The following is an 18,070-nucleotide window of genomic DNA, read 5'->3' as shown; positions in this document are numbered from 1 at the left end:
AGGAAGTTAATGCCAGGCCTTTTATTTGCCTTCTTTCTTAGTTTATCGGGCATAACGGGAACCCACCAAAGTTTTGCCGCACCACTGAACAGTGAACCTGCCAAGGTGACTGCGCATGGAATGAAACCGGAACTGAAGGTGATCCCGGGAGGTCAAACGATCGGAGTAAAGGTGAAATCAGCAGGTGTTCTGGTTGTTGGACATCATCTGATTGAAGTATCCGAGAAATCCAAGCTTTCCCCAGGTGAGGTCAGCGGTTTGGTGCCAGGTGATTTGATGATCTCCATTGATGGAGAGAAGTTGGACGAGTTATCTAAGGTGGCCAAGCTTGTGGATCGTGCTGGAAAAGCGAATAATTCTCTGACGATTGTCTTTAAACGCGCTGGGAAAGAGCATACAGCCAAGCTGAAACCCGCGTATGATATTAATGACAAAGTCTGGAGGTTAGGCCTGTACATTCGAGATTCTGCAGCGGGTGTCGGCACGTTAACTTTTTATGCCCCGAAACAGGGGGTTTATGGAGCTTTAGGACATGTGATTACGGACATGAATACAGGAACACCAATTGTTGTTGGCAGCGGTCATATTGTTCAGTCCAGTGTAACTTCGATTTCTAAAAGCCAGGATGGCGATCCGGGCGAGAAACGAGCCCATTTCTTAAAAGAAAGCCAAGTGCTTGGTAATGTGGAGAGTAACACAGATTTTGGCATCTTCGGTAAAATGAGTCGTAATCCCGAGCATAGTCTTTATAAAGAACCTATTCCTGTGGCAATGAGCAATCAAGTCAAGGAAGGTCCAGCTGAAATTCTTACCGTTGTAGATGGGCAGCAGGTAGAACGATTTAAGGTTGAGATCATTCATGTGGCACATCAGCAGACGCCGGCGACAAAGGGTATGGTCATTCGTATCACAGATCCGCGACTGATCGATAAGACAGGTGGTATCGTTCAGGGGATGAGCGGAAGTCCAATCGTTCAAAATGGACGGCTCATCGGCGCTGTAACTCATGTGTTTGTAAATGATCCTAAGTCCGGCTACGGTTGCTTCATCGAATGGATGCTTAAGGATTCTGGTGTAACCCTACAGGAGAATAGGTATCCATTAAATCTTAAGGCGGTTTAGCCTTAAGATTTTTTTGTCGAAGGATTACGAAGATCATCGAACTTTGAAATAAAATATTTAATTATAATCCATGCCAGAAAAAAAATAAAGAAAAATAATTTTCGACAGAAGGGAATTCAATCTCCATGTCGAAAATGTTAAGAGACAAGAAAAAAATGTTATTTTCGAATAGCAGATATAATTAAGGAGGAAGCAGCCAGTGCAGAATATTGAAGTGTTGTTGGCCGATGATAACAGGGAGTTTACGAATTTGCTTTCCGAATACATTTCTGAACAAGAAGATATGACGGTAACGGGTATCGCCTACAATGGTGAAGAAGTGCTTCAAATGCTAAGCGAAGCACGCAAAGTTCCCGATGTCCTTATTCTTGATATCATCATGCCACATTTAGACGGTCTGGGTGTCTTGGAACGTCTGCGTGATATGGATCTGAATCCTCAACCGAAGATCATCATGCTGACCGCTTTTGGTCAGGAGAACATCACTCAAAGAGCTGTACAGCTTGGTGCATCCTATTATATTTTGAAACCGTTCGATATGGAGGTCCTGGCAAATCGTGTACGTCAGCTTGTAGGGGTCCAAGGCAGCATGAGCTCATCCTCTAACATGTACAACTATTCGTCGACGTCCAGATCGAATGTAGTGCCGCTTACGAAGGGCAAGAATCTTGATGCTAACATTACCTCGATCATCCACGAGATCGGTGTTCCAGCACATATTAAGGGCTATCAGTACCTGCGCGAAGCGATCACCATGGTATATAACAATATCGAGATCCTTGGTGCGATTACAAAAACACTCTATCCAGCCATAGCAGAGAAATTCAAGACCACGCCTTCACGCGTTGAACGTGCCATTCGCCATGCGATTGAAGTGGCTTGGACCCGTGGCAACATCGACTCCATCAGCCATTTATTCGGCTACACCATTAATATCTCCAAATCTAAGCCTACTAACTCGGAATTTATTGCCATGGTAGCAGACAAGCTACGGATTGAGCATAAGGTTAGCTGAAAGGGTTAGGGGCAGTGCGTGGTAAGGGATTGTGGGTTTCTGGTAGGTGTTTACAGTCAGTATATGAAAGCCAATAAACTTGTTTTGAAACCGATAAATTTTTTCCATCTCACCCGATAAACCTTTTTGGTTTATTGGGTTTTGTTTTTATAGGAAAAGAGATGGGGGATTTGTATGAAGTTATCGGATTTGGAGTTTTTCTTAGAAGACTTTTTAGCATATTGTCAGAATAAAAATTTATCACGGAAAACGATTCATTCTTATGAACAATCTTTGAAGTTATTTGTTGCTTATTTAAAGAATCAGCATGATGTAGATAAGGTGAAAGAAGTACGTGTTGGACATATTAGGCAGTATATTGCTTACCTACAAGAGCGAGGGAAATATACGGTAGTAAATCGTGAGTCATCTAAATTGGTCAACTTTCCAGAAAATAGAATGGACTTTAAAAAAGAGGTTTCATCAATCACAATTAATAACTACATTCGTAATATAAAGGTTTTCTTTAATTGGTTGAAACAAGAAGGAGAGTTACTAAAAAATCCTGTTGAGAATATCTCACAAATAAAAACTGTTAGAAGACAGAAAAAGGGGATTAGTCAAGAAGAGTTTAATGGATTGATTGAAAAGTTTGATTATACCAAGTTTCATGGATATCGAAATAAAATCATCGTGTTATTGTTACAGGATACTGGCATGAGAATTGGTGAATGCTTAGAATTAACCGTAGATGCAATTGATTTTAAGAGTAAAATGATTCTATTGACTAAAACTAAAGGTAACAAAGAACGATATGTCTATTTTTCCAATGTGATGCAAAGGGAATTAAAGCAATATCTAAAATTTAAAGACCGTTACACAGAATCCGAATTACTATTTCCAACAACCAAAGGGACTCCTTTAAGTATCCAATCGTTTGAGAAGCAATTAAAGGATGCTAGCAAGATGGCTGGGATAGATGTTCATCCTCATATGATAAGAAATAATTTCGCCAGACATTATTTACTAAATGGTGGAGATTTCTATACGTTGTCTCGTATTCTTGGACATAGCTCTGTAACTGTAACTGAACAAGCTTATATGGATTTAACCCGTGAAGAAATAGCAAAGAAGTATCAGAATCATTCTCCACTTAGCAAGTGGAAGCTACAAAAGTGAAATTTTAATATAATATTTAATTCTGCAAATATCAGCAGACAGTCATACTTCATTTACAAATCGAGGAGATTTCAAAGAGAAATGTATAGGAGCTGATCAATGTTCGTAGGCGTATTCTCTTTTGCGAAGGTTAGCACTATCCTTCATCATTAGCATTTTCATCTGGGGATGTACCTGAGATAGATTTTATATATTTCGTTCATTGTTTTTCCATATTAGTTTAGAGTAATGGCTAATGCGATGTTGCTATATTGATTGAGTAAGAGATATCATTGAAATATAGTAATTAAAGTGGGGGATATACATATGGAGGGTTTTGCATCATTTTTAATTTTTTTATCTTTTTTTGGAATGATATTAGCCTTTATCGGAATTATCAAGGGAAGTATTAAGTTTTTAAGAATAAAAAGTAGGAAGAATAGTGCTTTTCTATTAATTGCTTTTTCTATATTAATGTTTATTGGAGGAGCGCTAGTACCAGTAGATAATAGTTCAGTTGCTCTTCAAAATAACGAATCTCAGAAAGAGGGAACAACAGTAGTTTCCTCTAACACTTCTGTATCACGTGACAGTGTTAAGGGAATTAATAATAATCAAGTTGTAGCATCGCCATCACCAACAGAAGAGCCAGTAATTAAGAATCAAGCCACTCTTACTGGTCTGCTCGAAGTACATTACATAGATGTTGGACAAGGTGCATCCCAATTAATTCTGACGCCAAACGGAAAGACCATGCTTATAGATGCTGGTAATAATGATGATGAACAGCGCGTTGTTAATTATTTGAAGGAACAAGGTGTTAAAAAAGTTGATACTCTTATTGGAACACATCCAGATGCTGATCATATTGGCGGTTTAGATGCCGTAGTAGATTCATTTGAAATTGGATCGATTTACATGCCAAAGGTTTCATCCAATACGAAAACATTTGAATCTTTACTTAATTCCATTAAGAATAAAAACTTGAAAGTCAACACAGCAAAAGCTGGCATTGATCTCAAGCTTGATAATCAACTGAGTGTAAATGTGATAGCCCCAATTAACACCTATGATGATTCAAATGAAATGAGTGCTGTAATAAAGCTTACATTCGGGGATAACTCATTCCTCTTCACAGGTGATGCTGAATCCAAGAGTGAAAATGACTTACTCGCTAATGGAACCAATTTAAAATCAGATGTCTTATTGGTTGCACATCATGGATCAAATTCATCTAACAGTCAGTCATACTTAGATGCTGTAAATCCTACATATGCGGTAATTCAAGTAGGTGAAAACAACTACGGTCATCCAACAAGTAATATTCTAAAACGTCTCACTGACAAAAATATCAAAATATACCGAAATGATAAACAAGGAACTATTGTATTTACTTCTGATGGCACAAACATTACAGTGTCACAAAAAGAGTGGAAGGCAACCATTACAACAACAGCCCCAACAATAGCTCCAAAAGCAGCTCCAAAAGCAGCTCCAAAAGCAACCAAGTCTCCTGAAAAAAACGTCTCGCCTCCAAAGGATTCTTCAACAGAGGATGTTTATTACAAGAACTGTACCGCTGTTAGAGAAGCGGGAGCAGCTCCAATTTATCAAGGTGATCCTGGATATAGTTCAAAATTAGACCGAGATGGTGATGGAGTAGGCTGTGAGTAATATTTAGGAGGTGTTTCTTATGAAGGGGATTGTTGATAGAATCGAAGGAGATTACGTGGTAATTGAGATCGATGGTCAAACACAGGATGTTGACAAATCTGTTGTAAATACATCAGTCAAGGTTGGTGATGTCGTTGTTTTTGTTGATGGTGTTTGGACAACTGATAGAACGGAAACAGAACAACGAGAGCAACAGATTAAGAAGCTTATGGATAGTGTTTGGGCAGATTAACGATGCGGATAGGATGTGTTGGTATGGACATTAGTTCATCGATTGCATATCGTAGATTTCTAAACGATTACTATCATGAGTTTAGGATGCGGCACTATACCGATGTTATTGACTTTTTAGAAGATGATGAAGAACATACCTTTGATCAGTTCTTGTTAGAGTATGAAGTGTATATTGATGTTGAAGCTAACTTCTCGTACGCTGAGCCTGAAATATCCAACGAGTTAGCTGATCCTAGCATTGCCCAAAAGAACTCAGAAAATAGAGTGTATGCTGATGTTATTAAGATGATTAAAGTGAAATTGAAGGATGCTATATTAAACTCGTCGGCATATTACCATTTAGCAGAAAGGATTATTTAGTGTAAAATAGGTTTTCTATAGGTCTGTGTTTAGTATAAAACCCATGAAATGGTCTATTCTCCCTTTCATGGGTTTATATTTATTTTAATACTATTCTTAACTCACTATGGTAATTTTCTAAGACAACTATCGAGTATCTGAGCAATAAAACATATATTTTTTATGAGTACTTTGTGGTTTTCGCATTCAGTTATAAAACTATATATAGCAATTTAAAATGCTTAGCTTCAGCAAAAGATAAATGAGGAGTGAAAGAAGATACTCAGATATGCTCTTGAATATGCGACTATACACATTTATGCAGTTATTCATACATTATTAAATTTCCAGTCTTCTCTGCCAAAATCGATTAACTATTTAAGTCGTAATCACTTATATAGTAAGAAGATAATTAGAGGAGGAGTACAGATGGAATTTAATATGAGTATAAGACAGGGGTATCAATTATTACGAAAACAGAAAAAGATTAAGTTGAAAGACCTTTCTGTAATAGTAGGAGTTTCAGTGCCTATGTTATCAATGTACGAAAATGAGAATGTCAATCTTCATAAAGAAAAAGAAAAGAAGTATCGTGAGTTCATTATCAGTCCCTCTGATTCAAAGTGGATAAAGAATGATTAAGCCTTTAAAAAGAGAATATTTCAATTGTTATTCAAAGTACCCTTGTTAAAGTTTTTGAAAATGGACAAGGGTCTTTCTTTTATCTGCTGCGCTTTATATGATAAAACCTTGAAACCTTTTTGGATTTTCGAGAAGACAGATGAAGCCTACGAGCCAATTATTGCTCGTAGGCTTTCTTTCTGTAATGAAAAAAGCGTTTTGGACGAAATTTGAAAAGGAGTGATGTAATGAGCAATGCCACAGTTGTACAGACCAATGATAATATATTTATAGGCTCAGATTCAGCAACATCAGCAATGTTAGATGGACAATTATATAGGGTAGATCAAAAAGCGACCAAGTTATATCATTTTGATAACTTGGTTTTATTTTGTTCTGGGAACTTAAACTATTGCTACGATTTAGTGGAGGAATTTTCAAAAGAAAAATTCAAAGATGCTACTGTTATCAGGAACTTATTGATCACAAGTCACAATGGAGAAGAAGTTGATATTTTGCTGTGTGAATTTAAAGATAATAAGTCGTTTGTATATCAAGTATCTCCTTATAATGATTTTGAAATTGTTTGTTTTTCAGATATCCCTATTGGTGGGGTAAATGTTGTGACAGCAGGGATAAAAACAAAAGAGTCTTACAATCTAGCATATGAAAATTTACTCGAAGGTAAGAGTGTTTCCGATTTATATAAGTCGATCTTTGATGGTATCTCATATGAAGGAATTGGTGGAACATTAACTGTGTACAGACTTAATGAAAGCGGAGTTAGTAAGTATCTCACTCATGAAATTACAGAGAAAGTAGAATTGAAAACTCTAAGTATTAGAGATGTATTAAATCAATTTCAAATGCAGTTAATCGTAGGAGAAAGGGTATATGGTAAGCTTTTTACAGGTGTTAACCTTGCTCTCGAAGATGAAGATGGTGTTATGCGGACACAAGGTAGTAAGACGCAAATCTTTGATCGGAATGGCGAACTCGTAATGAAACTTGGACTAGTTGATGAGAAGCCTGATGTATTTGGGCTTTGGTCATTCAACGATGTCACTAGAGTTAAGCTGGACAGTACAGAAGGCTTTGTTATTGATAGAGCAAGCAAGGATGCTACTGCTTATCCAGATGGGTGGGAGAAGCTAATGTGGGCTGACCCTTTGGATGGTACGCTCTATACGAAGGGGTTAGTAGCTGAGAATATTAAAATCGTTAATAAGGTTGGAAAAGTCATTCTGGACGCTGAGAATAACTATCTGAACATTGGCGACTTCAACACTATCGTAATGGACAATAAGCTTACTTCAATGGAAAAAATGCAAATCATTACAGAGTTGTACAAGATCAATTCTGGCTATCACAGAATACTTGAACAAGCAGTGGAATATCAACGTTCTCAACGTGACGATATTTTTGATATGGATGCACAATTCTTTGCCAAGACTCCAAGCAAAATTGACTTGTATTCAACAACCCCTTTGACAGATGCGTATTTCGCGTTAATGACTTATATCTCTCAGTATATCGAAATCATCACAAAGGATAGTCCATTAAACATCAATGTGAATTCTCCTATGACAGATCAAACGAGTGAGATTCCAGACAGAGCAGAGTTCATCTTGAAATTTAGGACTTACTACGACGAAGAGATTAACCTTCGTAACAAAATCGAAGATGCTCAGTTCTATTCAGGACTTAACATGGGTCAATACTATAATAATGTTGTTATTGGTCAATATGGATTCATTGCTTTGCGTGATGATGGAAAGTATCGCTCAGTTCTTAATGCGACGAATGGTTTGGCGTTGCAGAAGTGGGAGAATAATAAGTGGGCTAATAAAGTGTATGGTTCTATTGGTAATTCTTCATATGAAGATGGAACGCTTATTGCAGAGGATTTAGTAGCGAAACGCTTGCGTATTGAAACTAAGCAAGGAAAAGTATTGCTGGATGCCGCTGCGCTCAACTTCGACTTCTCTGTGTTGGATTCGATCATCCTCGATGATGTGATTATGTCAACAGAAAAGATAACATTAGCCAATAAATATAAGAGTATTACAAAACAATACATTACTCTTGAAGAACAGTTGGATAGGTATGTAACGACTATTTATAGTGACAGGGATTCTACTTACTCAGGTCTTGATGTTGCGAAAACTAGATTGGTTTCAGCAGGAGAAGATTTGACGAATACGTTTAATGCCCTGACATCATACATGGCTCCTGTATGGGCTGACATGAACGCTAAGACTCATATTGTTGACGATCTACACTCCACTAGGGATATCTTCCACGCTAAGTGGGAGGACTTCTACAAGGCGTATGAGTATGGTAGAAGTATGCTTGCAGACTTCCTTGAGAAGAGTTCATTACAATTAGGAAGAAACTATAACAATACTGTTATTGACGCTTTGAATGGCGTTGTTGTTACCAGAGGTAACATGATGAATAAAACTACATTGAATGCCACATATGGAATTAAGATTGAGCGCAATGATGGAACTGCACAATCTCCAAGTTGGTATAAAACATTCTATGTTGATGTTGATGGAAACCTGTTTGCAGAAGATATGAGTACAAGAAGACTGCGTATTCTTGATGCTAATTTGGGCGATGCGATTATATTTGATTGGCAGGATGGAATTACGATCAATGGTAAACGTGGCGAAGTAATTAGATTAAATGCAAATGAAGGAATTGACATTAAGGTCAATGGAGAAAAAAGATTCTGGATTCATAATGATGGAACGCTTCGGGCGAGAAAGCTGATTATCGAACCAGACATAGATGGGGAATTAGTACTTGATGAAGAGACTGATGGATATATCTCTGATCTGATGGTAAACAGCTTGAAAGCAGTAGAAAGAAACGGAGAAAAGCAGGATTATGTGTATATACGTAATAACTTTTTAAAGTTGAACACAGGCAATTCATCAAAAAGTGATATAACGAAATTTATGTTACTTTTAAATAAAGAAGACTCGAATTCGGACTATAGCTATCCAGAAATGATTTGGGGGCAAGGTAATGGAATAGGTGGAAACATTGGTTATATTAGAAAGCTCCCGAATGCAATGCAATTTCAATATACTAATGATGCAGGAAATATGAGAGCGTTAGAATTGAATGCGGCACAAGGTAGTGCAGTTAAGTTGTATGCTGTTGGTGGAGAAGTGGCTGTTGAATCAGATTCTAAAATTACCTTAACCTGTGGTTCTAGTTCGATCACGTTAACACCAAATGGAGTTAAGATTGTGGGTACTAGAATAGATTTGAACTAAGAAGCTATAAAAGCATTAAATAGCCCTTATCTTTATGACTAGATGGTGGCTATTTGATGTTTTTTTAAAACTTTCTTGAGTTTTAAGTTAAAGCTTATTTCACGTAGTACTTTCTTTGGCTTTAATAAATATAGTAACTAACTAAATGTTGAAAAAATGAATAGGTAGTGATATTATATTAATATTAACTTTAATTAATATTTCTTATGAAAAGGGATGAACCAATTTGCATAACGTTATATATCGGATTATTAAGACTAACATATATGTTATTGAGAAGCAGAGTGGCTACTAAGTCACTCTGCTTTTTTTAAAAAAGAAAAGCTGTACTGAACTTTTCTTGGCTTCAGTAAAGGAGGGGGTCTTTATGTAACTTACTAGCTCAGAATAAAACAAATAATGCAATTAATCAGAGAGGACTGGTCTAATATGAAAAGCACAGGATTTAAAGACAACAATTTAGATAACTTCCCTGTTAGTGAGGATCGTATGTTTATTGGTCAAATATCATCATCACCCGCTGTTGGAAAAATGTTTGCTAGGAGAAGCGAGTACTTGTCTGTAGTTAAGGAATTTAAGGAAGCTGTCAAATTTCATGGTCTATTAAACAAAAGTAATAATTCCAATTCTATCCTAGTTTTGAGGAGTAACACTTATATTGAAATCGTTGAAAGAAAAAATAGTGTTTTCTTGAGTGTAAGCTTTAAAGGAGATAAGGCTGGATTCTCTGGATTTACTGATTCGAAGGGAATTGGATATGAAAAATTCTTAGAAAGTTATAAGCGACAACCCTCTATATTGGTTGCGCTGATTTGTGAAGAGACTAGTGAGGAAACGTTTTTTTTAGGAGTGAAAAATGTTAGAATAACAACTCTTAAAGTACAGTAGGTATCTTTTTACTATAAATCAGTCTAAATAGAACATTGATTTTATTTAGACTGATTATCTAGATTATGAGTGATGTAACACCACTAACTCAAGATGAGCCTTTGCTGCGACTAACTAGAATTTAAAAGTCTTTGAGTAATGAACCCATATATGTACGAATAGAAAGGTAACTTATGATTAATGAGTCTGATAAATCTAATAAACAAGGAAAAATAGTTGATCTGAATCATTACAGATTAAAGAGTATTCAGGATGGGGAATTGTTACAGGCAATGAATAACAAACCGATTCCGTTCCACCGATTGTCAGCTCGCGACAAACAAGAGAGTATTGAGGCAATGAGAGATGATGAATAAATTATTTTTTGCATATTTAACATCAAGTAAGCTTACTCTATTGCAAGTATATTATTGTAATTATCTTATATTGGAGGCTAACTTGAACAGACACTTCGAAATACCTCATATAATAAAAAATATTCAAATAAAATTTTCCGAAAAGAGCAAAGTGGCTAATAGAGCTACTTTGCTCTTTTTTTTGGAAAATAATCGTCAGTACTTTTTTTGGTTTTATGGAGAGATGGTGATGTGGGTTTTACAATGATGCTTGCATGTTTCATATGAATTAAGGACTAAATCATAATAATTATAAAAGGAGAACTGTAAAGTGACTAATATTAATATAGTAGATGCCCCTTGTGGGTATGGTAAAACATCTTGGGCGATCCAATACATGAATGAAATGAGCGTTGAATCCCATAGTTTCATTTACGTTACGCCATTTCTTGAAGAGGTCAAAAGAGTACAGCAGTCTGTCCATTTAAGAGAGTTTCACGAGCCAAAATCGATTAAAGGTGACACTAAACTGGAAGACTTACATCGACTGTTAGGAGAAGGCAAAGACATTGCAACAACTCACGCTTTGTTCAAGATGGCAAATGCAGAAACAAGAGAGTTAATTCGAAGCAATAACTATACTTTAATTCTGGATGAAGTAATGAACGTTATTGAACAAGTTCCACTAAAGAAGGATGATTTGGAATCGATGGTAGACCTTGGACTAATTGAATATGAGATTAATGATAGAGGTTTGACCTACATCAACTGGAAGCAAGACAGACTAGAACACGAATCACAATTCGATATATTCAAGAAATACGCTATCGGCAACAACCTTATGTTGTGTGCTGACAAAACGGCTTTGATGTGGAATCTACCATGTGACATTTTCAAAATGTTCAAAGGTGTATTCATCTTGACTTACTTGTTTAAAGGTCAGTTTCAGCGATACTATTACGACTTACATGACATTAAATATAGATACCTGTCTGTTGCTAAAGACGATCAAGAATATAGACTTGTGCAGTACAATGATAGAGAAGTCCACGACAAAGAACATATACGTAGACGGATAACAATCTACGAAGGCAAGCTTAATGATATTGGTGACGATCGGAATAAATTATCTAAAAGTTGGCTAGAAAACAGTAGGAATAAAGACATAATTACAACACTAAAACGAAACACTTTTAGTTTTCTGACGAATCACTGTAAGGCTAACAATAGCACAGCACTGTGGACTACTGTTAAAGGAAACAATGAAAGGATTCAGAAGAAGCTGACGCCAAAGGGTTACAAGAACGCATTTATTCCAATGACAGAACGAGCCACAAATTTACACAAAGACAAATACCATCTTGCATATCTGGTCAATAGATTCATGAATCCAATTGAAAAGGGATTCTTTCAACAGTACGATGTTCAAGTTGATGAAGACACTTGGGCATTGTCTGAACTCATTCAGTGGGTTTGGCGTAGTAGCATTCGGGACGGTAAACCAATAGTCATCTACATTCCAAGTAAGAGGATGCGTGATCTGTTCAAACAGTATTTGACCTCAGACAAGTTCGAGACTCTTCCCGAGGAAGCTGTGACAGATCAACCGCCAAGTGACTGGAATCTGTGACTCATAATGCAATGGAGTGCATTATGACATCAAAAAACATCAATAAAATACAGTCTTTTTTTTTAACTTCCTTAAAGAAGAAGTACAAAAAAACTATGCTACATTGAGTATACGCCAAACGATTCGAAAAGCAGAGCGTTCGAATCGTGACAAGGACAAAAGCGAAGCGTAGTCCGCGTCAGGCACTTTGTTATTAAATTTGGAACAGTACTTATATTTTATATTTAGGAAATAAAAGTACAATACAAGTAATTAGTTCTATTTAATAAATAGATGTAATGATGATTTGGTTAAAAACCTAATTATCTCAAAGGATTCATAAAACGATCTTAGAAAAAGTTATGTCATAGTTTTGGCATTATAGGTTATCTAGTATAAGAGTAAGTATTTTAATATGAAGGATTACTGATAAACTTTTTGTTAATTAGCAATTCGCTTTCGCTCATTGCGGGCTAACGCGGACACCGCTTCGCTCCTGTCCTTGTTTATGATTCGAATCGCTTCGCTCTTTCGAATCATTTTGTGATACTCCATGTAAGTATATTAAGGAGAAATCAAACGATAATTCTAATTATATAAGTGGAGAAACAAAATGATACTTTTTTCTTCACTATGTTCTTGTTACTTGTTAAGAAGCAGATTTAAGGAAGAATATTAAATAGAATTCTTGTAACGCACATAGTACACATCCAGCCCGAAATCTATATTAATTATTGCGCGATACGATAACATAAGAGGATCACATTGCCTTGTTATTCATTAGCTATAAGTGTCAATGATAGGCTTCAACTGCTGTACTCTTAGCTTTCAGGAACAGGATAAGAAAGCATTTTGGGCTTTACGTAGAAATGCAAATATGGATTGGTTAGCTATGGTGGGGATTCAGTTAAACGGAGTATAAGGCAAAAGGCTAAGGAGCCATCAGTTAATCTGTTTGATCTCTTTGTCGCTCATGGTGCAGAGAAGGATATGATATAGAAAGCAAAGACACCTATCTCATTATGAAGTGGGTATCTTTGTTTGTAACTCATATTATTGAACTATCGTTCCCCGTTAGCTTAATATGATATGCTTCAACGCTCGGAAAGCGGCAGCTAAGAAGCTTCCTTCAAAAAACTAGTGTAAAATCACTTTTCAAACACATCCACCCTTACAGATTCATTTCTCGATAATCACTGTCCAGTATACTGTAAAAGAATTGATTTACCCATTTGCCTTGCCAGGATAGTTCTTCTCTAAATATCCCTTCTCTGACCATTCCTGTCCTTTCCAACACCTTGTATGAAGCGATATTGAATTCATTGCACATAGCAACCACTTTATGCGCATTCCAATCTTCAAAAGCATACTTCAACGCTATTTTTGCAGCTTCTACAGAATATCCATGCCCTCGATATTCAGGAAAGATACAATAACCAATTTCCCAACTTTCACGCTCTTTTACATACCAATGAATATGCAGTTCTCCTATAGGTGTTTTTTTTGGATCATCAAACTTTATTATGTATTGTTTATACCAATCACTATTAATTTTTTCTACTACATTCTTCCTAACTGCTTCCTTATCGGATGAAATAGAATCTTCGAAGTGCCATAAGGAAGTGCAAGTTTTTTTATCAACAATGAATTCTACATCGTCTAAAGTTGCCTGAGATAATATAATTCTTTCTTTCAAATCTTTTCACCATCCAATTTGGTTTTATTGTGATTTCATATAACGGTTTATTAACGAACTTCTTAAATAACTCTATATGTAGAGTATTCGTGAAATTATTGAGCTATCCTGCCCCGTTAGCTCAATAATGGTTCCTTGATTTGATTTATTACATAATGCCTTAAATTATTTAAATCTGTCTCTGAGAAGTCTTTTTTCTTAGCTTTATCGTTATAAACATCTACAAGATTTTCAATGATGTCACGGTATTCTGAAGGGACTAACCCAACAGCCCACTCACCAGCTTGTGCTTTTGAATATATCGCTTTTTTTTCTTTATAAGACCAAATTCTCAGAAGTGTGAGGATTCCTGTAGTTAAAAGTTCTCCATCTAATTTGCGGAAATATTCTATTCCCCAAAAAATAGAATCCCAGAAATCTTTTTCAGGTACTACTGGGAATATTTCACTGATGGCTCGACCATAGATACAAATACCACTTTGGTTGATTAAAGTTACATGACAAGCAATATCTCCATCTGTATAAATCTCCTTAATATCCCAGAATGCCAAATCATTTTCACTAGAAATGACCTCGAATTTTGGTCTCCAATATTCACTGAAGTGAAACTCATAAGGGGTAGGGTGTGTCCAAGGATTAAGGTCTGAATAGCACAGAATACTTATCTCGATTGGTGACGGCTTTTTATGTAAAGCTAAGAACCCATTCATTAAATGTAGCCTTTGAGGAGCGGTTAATGGTTGTTTAGTGATTACAATCATGTCTAAATCACTGTGGGAAGGCTGAAAGCTACCTAAACATAATGACCCGTGAAGGTATGTTCCAATTAAGTTTTCACCCAACGCATGATTTAAAAAATCTGATATATTTGTTATCTGAAGCTTTATTTCTATAGGGCAATCATCCCAGCGATATCCACTCAAGAGAAATCCACTCCTTGTCTTAAATATTCTATATTTGATAATAACATGCTCTCGCATAATAATGGTAATAATAATCATATATAACTATTTTATCCTAATTAATTATAGTTGCGTTTATTAAGCTAACCTGCCCGTTCGTATTATGAGATCAACCAGTTCTTTCTGGTTGATCCTTTTTTCATTTGCATAGAGGATTAAGGTAGCCTGGTCGAACGTACCTGCCCGTGGGACTTGATCCTGAGCGCTATAGCTTAATGAACAATAACAGAGTTACGTGGATGATACCTCAATGATAATAGTTCCACCCAGCAAGAGCATACTAATTATAAGCGATACGATACGGCTTAGAACATCATAATGTAATATATTAGTTGTCAATTACCCATTAATTGGGGGTTCGTAAGTGGAGATAACGATGTTAGTGAATGCCTGTGAATATAATGTGTAATTTTATATGCTTGAAAATTACCGATAGAGTATCAATACATCTACGAAAAGGATAAATAGTGTTCAACTACAGCTACTATGCTTGGTGTAGTTGAAATAATGGTTTCTAGAGAGGATTAATGTGATTGACGATCGTACTCTTTAATTTGACGATAGAATGTATTAGGCTTCATTTCATCCCTTCGCACCTGATTAAGAATAGGATCATTTAGACATATAATAGCTCATAATGGAATCGAGAGCGTTATCCCAAATGAGTAGACTCTCTTGGGACATAATGGACTCTCAGTGTTATCAACGGTTTACAATGTCCCATATACATGTTTCAAAAATGATGCTACAATATGGTTAATTAATACATATTGGGACGAGGTAGATACAGATGAAATATGGATATGCGAGAGTAAGTAGCGTTGGTCAGAATTTGGATGTTCAGTTTAAGCAATTACAAGACTATGGTTGTGGAAAAATATTTAAAGAGAAAGTTAGTGGTAGGACTAAGGAGCGTAAGGAGCTACAAGCGATGTTAAAATTAGCAACTAAAGGAGACACAATTGTAGTTCCAAAGCTTGATCGTCTGGCACGAAGTACAAGAGACGCACTCACAATCATAGATGATCTTAATAACCGAGAGATTGCCCTAGTCATATTAAATATGGGTGGAGACGTTGTGAATACGTCAACTGCTATTGGAAAGCTTCTTATAACAGTACTCAGCGGTATTGCAGAGTTTGAGGCTGATATGACCAAGGAACGACAAACTGAAGGTATTGCTGAAGCGAAATTGAGAGGTGTCTATAAGGGTCGTCCTAAGAAATACACAGGGAAACATAGCGGTTTAAACCATGCTGTAGATTTATTTGTGAATAGAGATACTAATAAATACACCGTAAAGCAGATATGCGAAATTACCAAAATAGGACGCAGTACACTTTATCGAGAGTTACAGGAACGTGGACTACAAGAAGCAGTGATTTGAATAGGAATATAACATGTTAATGTATCACTCGAAAGATAAGGATCATGAATGTTATGCGAAAGGCAATCCTTGCGAGGAAGGCTTCTGTTCGTATTAGCTGCTAGGTGAATAGATATACATGCTGTTTATTCTGGAGCCATGTTCAGCGGATATGATTCTACGTTACAGTGTGCCAAGTGAAGAAGATAAGCATAAGGCTGTAAAAGCAATATATAAGGATCTGCCACTCAATATGAGTAGTTTTTTGTATTTGTATCAAATTACATAAAGGTTAATTGACACATTTCATTTGTGGGTATGTATTATTCATATTTGCCGTGGACAACGTGACGCTAAAACTGACTTAGAGTGTGTCTAGGGTTGAGCGAAAGGGAATTTTGTAATCTTAAAATGCTGATAATATAATTAAAGTGGATTAAAACTTCATCTTTTAGTTGTTAACCGAACTTTGTCGAGCAATAAAAAAAAGTAGTTGCCGTTTCCTTGGTGGGGAGTTAGGAGATTACTTTTTTGTTTTCTCCATATCGGATATAGTATATTTGAAATAGAAATTATATATGGATCTCCGAGGAGTGAAATTATGAAGCCCAAAAAGTTTGAATCTTTTGATGAAGAGTTTCTGAAGTATAAACGCCAAGTTGTAAAACCTGCATCCTATGAGAAAATCAGAAAAGCAATAGGTTCATTGACGAAAGAAGAGGCTGATGCACTCAGAGAAGATGTTCGGCGTTCGAGAGAGGAAGACTGGAGATAATTCAAGTGCAGATATGTATTAAGGTATTCGATCCAATTGAAGAAGATAAGCAGTAAGTAGTTGAACACATATACAATGATTAGCCACTCTATATAAGTGGCTTTTTTGTTATGGAAAATCGGGAGGGGGATGGTTTACAGTTGAAACTAGACTTGTATATGGGAAAATGGCAGATACACATACAGCCAATAATTTGATGATGAGTTGGAGTGATCAGTAAAGACAATCTGACGTATTACCCATTTTCATTTTGAAATGATCGCTTCGATAATGATATAGGTCGTAGAATAGGCGCTATTAAAATATAATCATCAATGTTAAATTGATCTAGGCTTCTCGGAAGCTTCAAAATGTAAATTGTCCGTCAAGAATCTCACAATGATATCTTCTGCAAGCAAGTCATTGACAGTGTTGTGCAGGTCGATGATGGAACGTGCTAGGCGTTCTATCTTGGATACGACAAGCGAAGCACCTTTTGACATTGCTTCTAATAGTTCCTTAGTCTCTGTGGATGTTCCAGTCACTTGTTCATGGTAGATGTTAGCACAACCTGCTTCTTTGAGCAGGTGCTTCTACGTCTTAGTCCGTTGTCCTGACCTACTGTCGATGTTCTAGGGTATTCGTACATAGTCATTGTCGATCACTCTATATAGTCCAGATGTTTTTAGACTTTTACACAGTTAATTCCAGACTATCTTTTATACAATGAACAGTCTAAATGTTAAAGACTTCTAAACTCCTTTCTAGCTAGGGCAGAAGTGGAAACTTCTAGACTTAGAAACTGAGGTTAAAGGCTTTGAAGCACACTATGAGCGTTATATGAAGCGAGAAGTAAGCAAATCAGCTTTGGCTAAAGAGTTGAACATATCAAGACCCACTCTTGATAGATTAATCAGCGAGCAACAGAAGTCCTTATAAGGGTTTCTCATACAATCTTAGACACTAAAGAGAGGACTCAGATTAGAGTCCTCTCTTTTCACTTAGTTGATTTAAAGACATAAGCTACA

Annotated in this window: 17 protein-coding genes; 14 read left to right on the top strand and 3 right to left on the bottom strand. The window is 36.3% G+C overall.

The genetic code is table 11. From position 1 onward, the window contains the following. Positions 1-9: 9 nt before the first annotated feature. The 11 genes from spoIVB to NYE25_RS12245 all read left to right on the top strand — a co-directional run bounded on the left by spoIVB (position 10) and on the right by NYE25_RS12245 (position 12,285). On the top strand, positions 10-1,122 hold the full coding sequence (gene spoIVB / locus NYE25_RS12295) for a SpoIVB peptidase (protein ID WP_081382880.1): 1,113 nt from the start codon (positions 10-12) through the stop codon (positions 1,120-1,122). A gap of 199 nt (positions 1,123-1,321) precedes the next feature. After that, positions 1,322-2,137, top strand: coding sequence for a sporulation transcription factor Spo0A (spo0A, locus tag NYE25_RS12290; protein WP_042129795.1), 816 nt, complete (start codon positions 1,322-1,324; stop codon positions 2,135-2,137). Positions 2,138-2,311: 174 nt separating this feature from the next. Further along, complete coding sequence (locus NYE25_RS12285; RefSeq protein ID WP_341146013.1) at positions 2,312-3,295, top strand: tyrosine-type recombinase/integrase; 984 nt, start codon at positions 2,312-2,314, stop codon at positions 3,293-3,295. 306 nt (positions 3,296-3,601) lie between these two features. Continuing rightward, positions 3,602-4,948, top strand: a complete 1,347-nt coding sequence (locus tag NYE25_RS12280) for an MBL fold metallo-hydrolase (protein ID WP_341146012.1) — start codon at positions 3,602-3,604, stop codon at positions 4,946-4,948. Positions 4,949-4,967: 19 nt separating this feature from the next. Further along, positions 4,968-5,180, top strand: a complete 213-nt coding sequence (locus NYE25_RS12275; protein ID WP_341146011.1) for a DUF3006 domain-containing protein — start codon at positions 4,968-4,970, stop codon at positions 5,178-5,180. Between the two features lie 23 nt (positions 5,181-5,203). Beyond that, positions 5,204-5,542: a hypothetical protein gene (locus NYE25_RS12270; RefSeq protein ID WP_341146010.1), complete on the top strand. Its 339-nt coding sequence runs from the start codon at positions 5,204-5,206 to the stop codon at positions 5,540-5,542. 408 nt (positions 5,543-5,950) lie between these two features. Beyond that, entirely contained in the window at positions 5,951-6,163 is a 213-nt protein-coding gene (locus NYE25_RS12265) for a helix-turn-helix domain-containing protein (RefSeq protein ID WP_341146009.1), read from the top strand. Positions 6,164-6,390: 227 nt separating this feature from the next. Continuing rightward, a complete protein-coding gene (locus NYE25_RS12260; protein ID WP_341146008.1) occupies positions 6,391-9,432 on the top strand; it encodes a hypothetical protein in 3,042 nt (1,013 codons plus the stop codon). Between the two features lie 429 nt (positions 9,433-9,861). Next, complete coding sequence (locus NYE25_RS12255; RefSeq protein WP_341146007.1) at positions 9,862-10,320, top strand: hypothetical protein; 459 nt, start codon at positions 9,862-9,864, stop codon at positions 10,318-10,320. Between the two features lie 173 nt (positions 10,321-10,493). Further along, entirely contained in the window at positions 10,494-10,676 is a 183-nt protein-coding gene (locus NYE25_RS12250) for a hypothetical protein (RefSeq protein WP_341146006.1), read from the top strand. Positions 10,677-10,986: 310 nt separating this feature from the next. Beyond that, positions 10,987-12,285 carry a hypothetical protein gene (locus NYE25_RS12245; protein ID WP_341146005.1) on the top strand — a complete coding sequence of 433 codons (1,299 nt, stop codon included), beginning with the start codon at positions 10,987-10,989 and terminating at the stop codon, positions 12,283-12,285. A 1,150-nt stretch (positions 12,286-13,435) separates the two neighbouring features. Here the strand turns inward: NYE25_RS12245 and NYE25_RS12240 are convergent. Then, on the bottom strand, positions 13,436-13,960 hold the full coding sequence (locus NYE25_RS12240; protein WP_341146004.1) for a GNAT family N-acetyltransferase: 525 nt from the start codon (positions 13,958-13,960) through the stop codon (positions 13,436-13,438). Between the two features lie 116 nt (positions 13,961-14,076). Continuing rightward, positions 14,077-14,883, bottom strand: coding sequence for an aminoglycoside adenylyltransferase domain-containing protein (locus NYE25_RS12235; protein WP_341146003.1), 807 nt, complete (start codon positions 14,881-14,883; stop codon positions 14,077-14,079). Positions 14,884-15,712: 829 nt separating this feature from the next. Between NYE25_RS12235 and NYE25_RS12230 the strand changes: the two genes are divergently transcribed. The 3 genes from NYE25_RS12230 (at position 15,713) to NYE25_RS12220 (ending at position 17,063) form a co-directional block, all read left to right on the top strand. Continuing rightward, a complete protein-coding gene (locus NYE25_RS12230; RefSeq protein WP_340010818.1) occupies positions 15,713-16,309 on the top strand; it encodes a recombinase family protein in 597 nt (198 codons plus the stop codon). A gap of 118 nt (positions 16,310-16,427) precedes the next feature. After that, positions 16,428-16,577: a hypothetical protein gene (locus NYE25_RS12225; protein ID WP_341146002.1), complete on the top strand. Its 150-nt coding sequence runs from the start codon at positions 16,428-16,430 to the stop codon at positions 16,575-16,577. Between the two features lie 312 nt (positions 16,578-16,889). After that, positions 16,890-17,063 carry a hypothetical protein gene (locus tag NYE25_RS12220; protein WP_341146001.1) on the top strand — a complete coding sequence of 58 codons (174 nt, stop codon included), beginning with the start codon at positions 16,890-16,892 and terminating at the stop codon, positions 17,061-17,063. Between the two features lie 317 nt (positions 17,064-17,380). On the opposite strand, the gene NYE25_RS12215 is transcribed toward NYE25_RS12220, so the two are convergent. Continuing rightward, positions 17,381-17,629, bottom strand: coding sequence for a recombinase family protein (locus NYE25_RS12215; RefSeq protein WP_341147721.1), 249 nt, complete (start codon positions 17,627-17,629; stop codon positions 17,381-17,383). Between the last annotated feature and the right edge of the window lie 441 nt (positions 17,630-18,070).

This window comes from Paenibacillus sp. FSL E2-8871, from assembly GCF_038000345.1.
Lineage (GTDB): Bacteria > Bacillota > Bacilli > Paenibacillales > Paenibacillaceae > Paenibacillus_AQ.
This window is presented reverse-complemented; position numbering and strand designations above follow the sequence as displayed.

Coding starts and splice junctions, on each gene's coding strand:
- spoIVB (WP_081382880.1), top strand. CDS start 10: ATGCCAGGCCTTTTATTTGCCTTCTTTCTTAGTTTATCGGGCATAACG.
- NYE25_RS12285 (WP_341146013.1), top strand. CDS start 2,312: ATGAAGTTATCGGATTTGGAGTTTTTCTTAGAAGACTTTTTAGCATAT.
- NYE25_RS12280 (WP_341146012.1), top strand. CDS start 3,602: ATGGAGGGTTTTGCATCATTTTTAATTTTTTTATCTTTTTTTGGAATG.
- NYE25_RS12275 (WP_341146011.1), top strand. CDS start 4,968: ATGAAGGGGATTGTTGATAGAATCGAAGGAGATTACGTGGTAATTGAG.
- NYE25_RS12270 (WP_341146010.1), top strand. CDS start 5,204: ATGGACATTAGTTCATCGATTGCATATCGTAGATTTCTAAACGATTAC.
- NYE25_RS12265 (WP_341146009.1), top strand. CDS start 5,951: ATGGAATTTAATATGAGTATAAGACAGGGGTATCAATTATTACGAAAA.
- NYE25_RS12260 (WP_341146008.1), top strand. CDS start 6,391: ATGAGCAATGCCACAGTTGTACAGACCAATGATAATATATTTATAGGC.
- NYE25_RS12255 (WP_341146007.1), top strand. CDS start 9,862: ATGAAAAGCACAGGATTTAAAGACAACAATTTAGATAACTTCCCTGTT.
- NYE25_RS12250 (WP_341146006.1), top strand. CDS start 10,494: ATGATTAATGAGTCTGATAAATCTAATAAACAAGGAAAAATAGTTGAT.
- NYE25_RS12230 (WP_340010818.1), top strand. CDS start 15,713: ATGAAATATGGATATGCGAGAGTAAGTAGCGTTGGTCAGAATTTGGAT.
- NYE25_RS12225 (WP_341146002.1), top strand. CDS start 16,428: ATGCTGTTTATTCTGGAGCCATGTTCAGCGGATATGATTCTACGTTAC.
- NYE25_RS12220 (WP_341146001.1), top strand. CDS start 16,890: ATGAAGCCCAAAAAGTTTGAATCTTTTGATGAAGAGTTTCTGAAGTAT.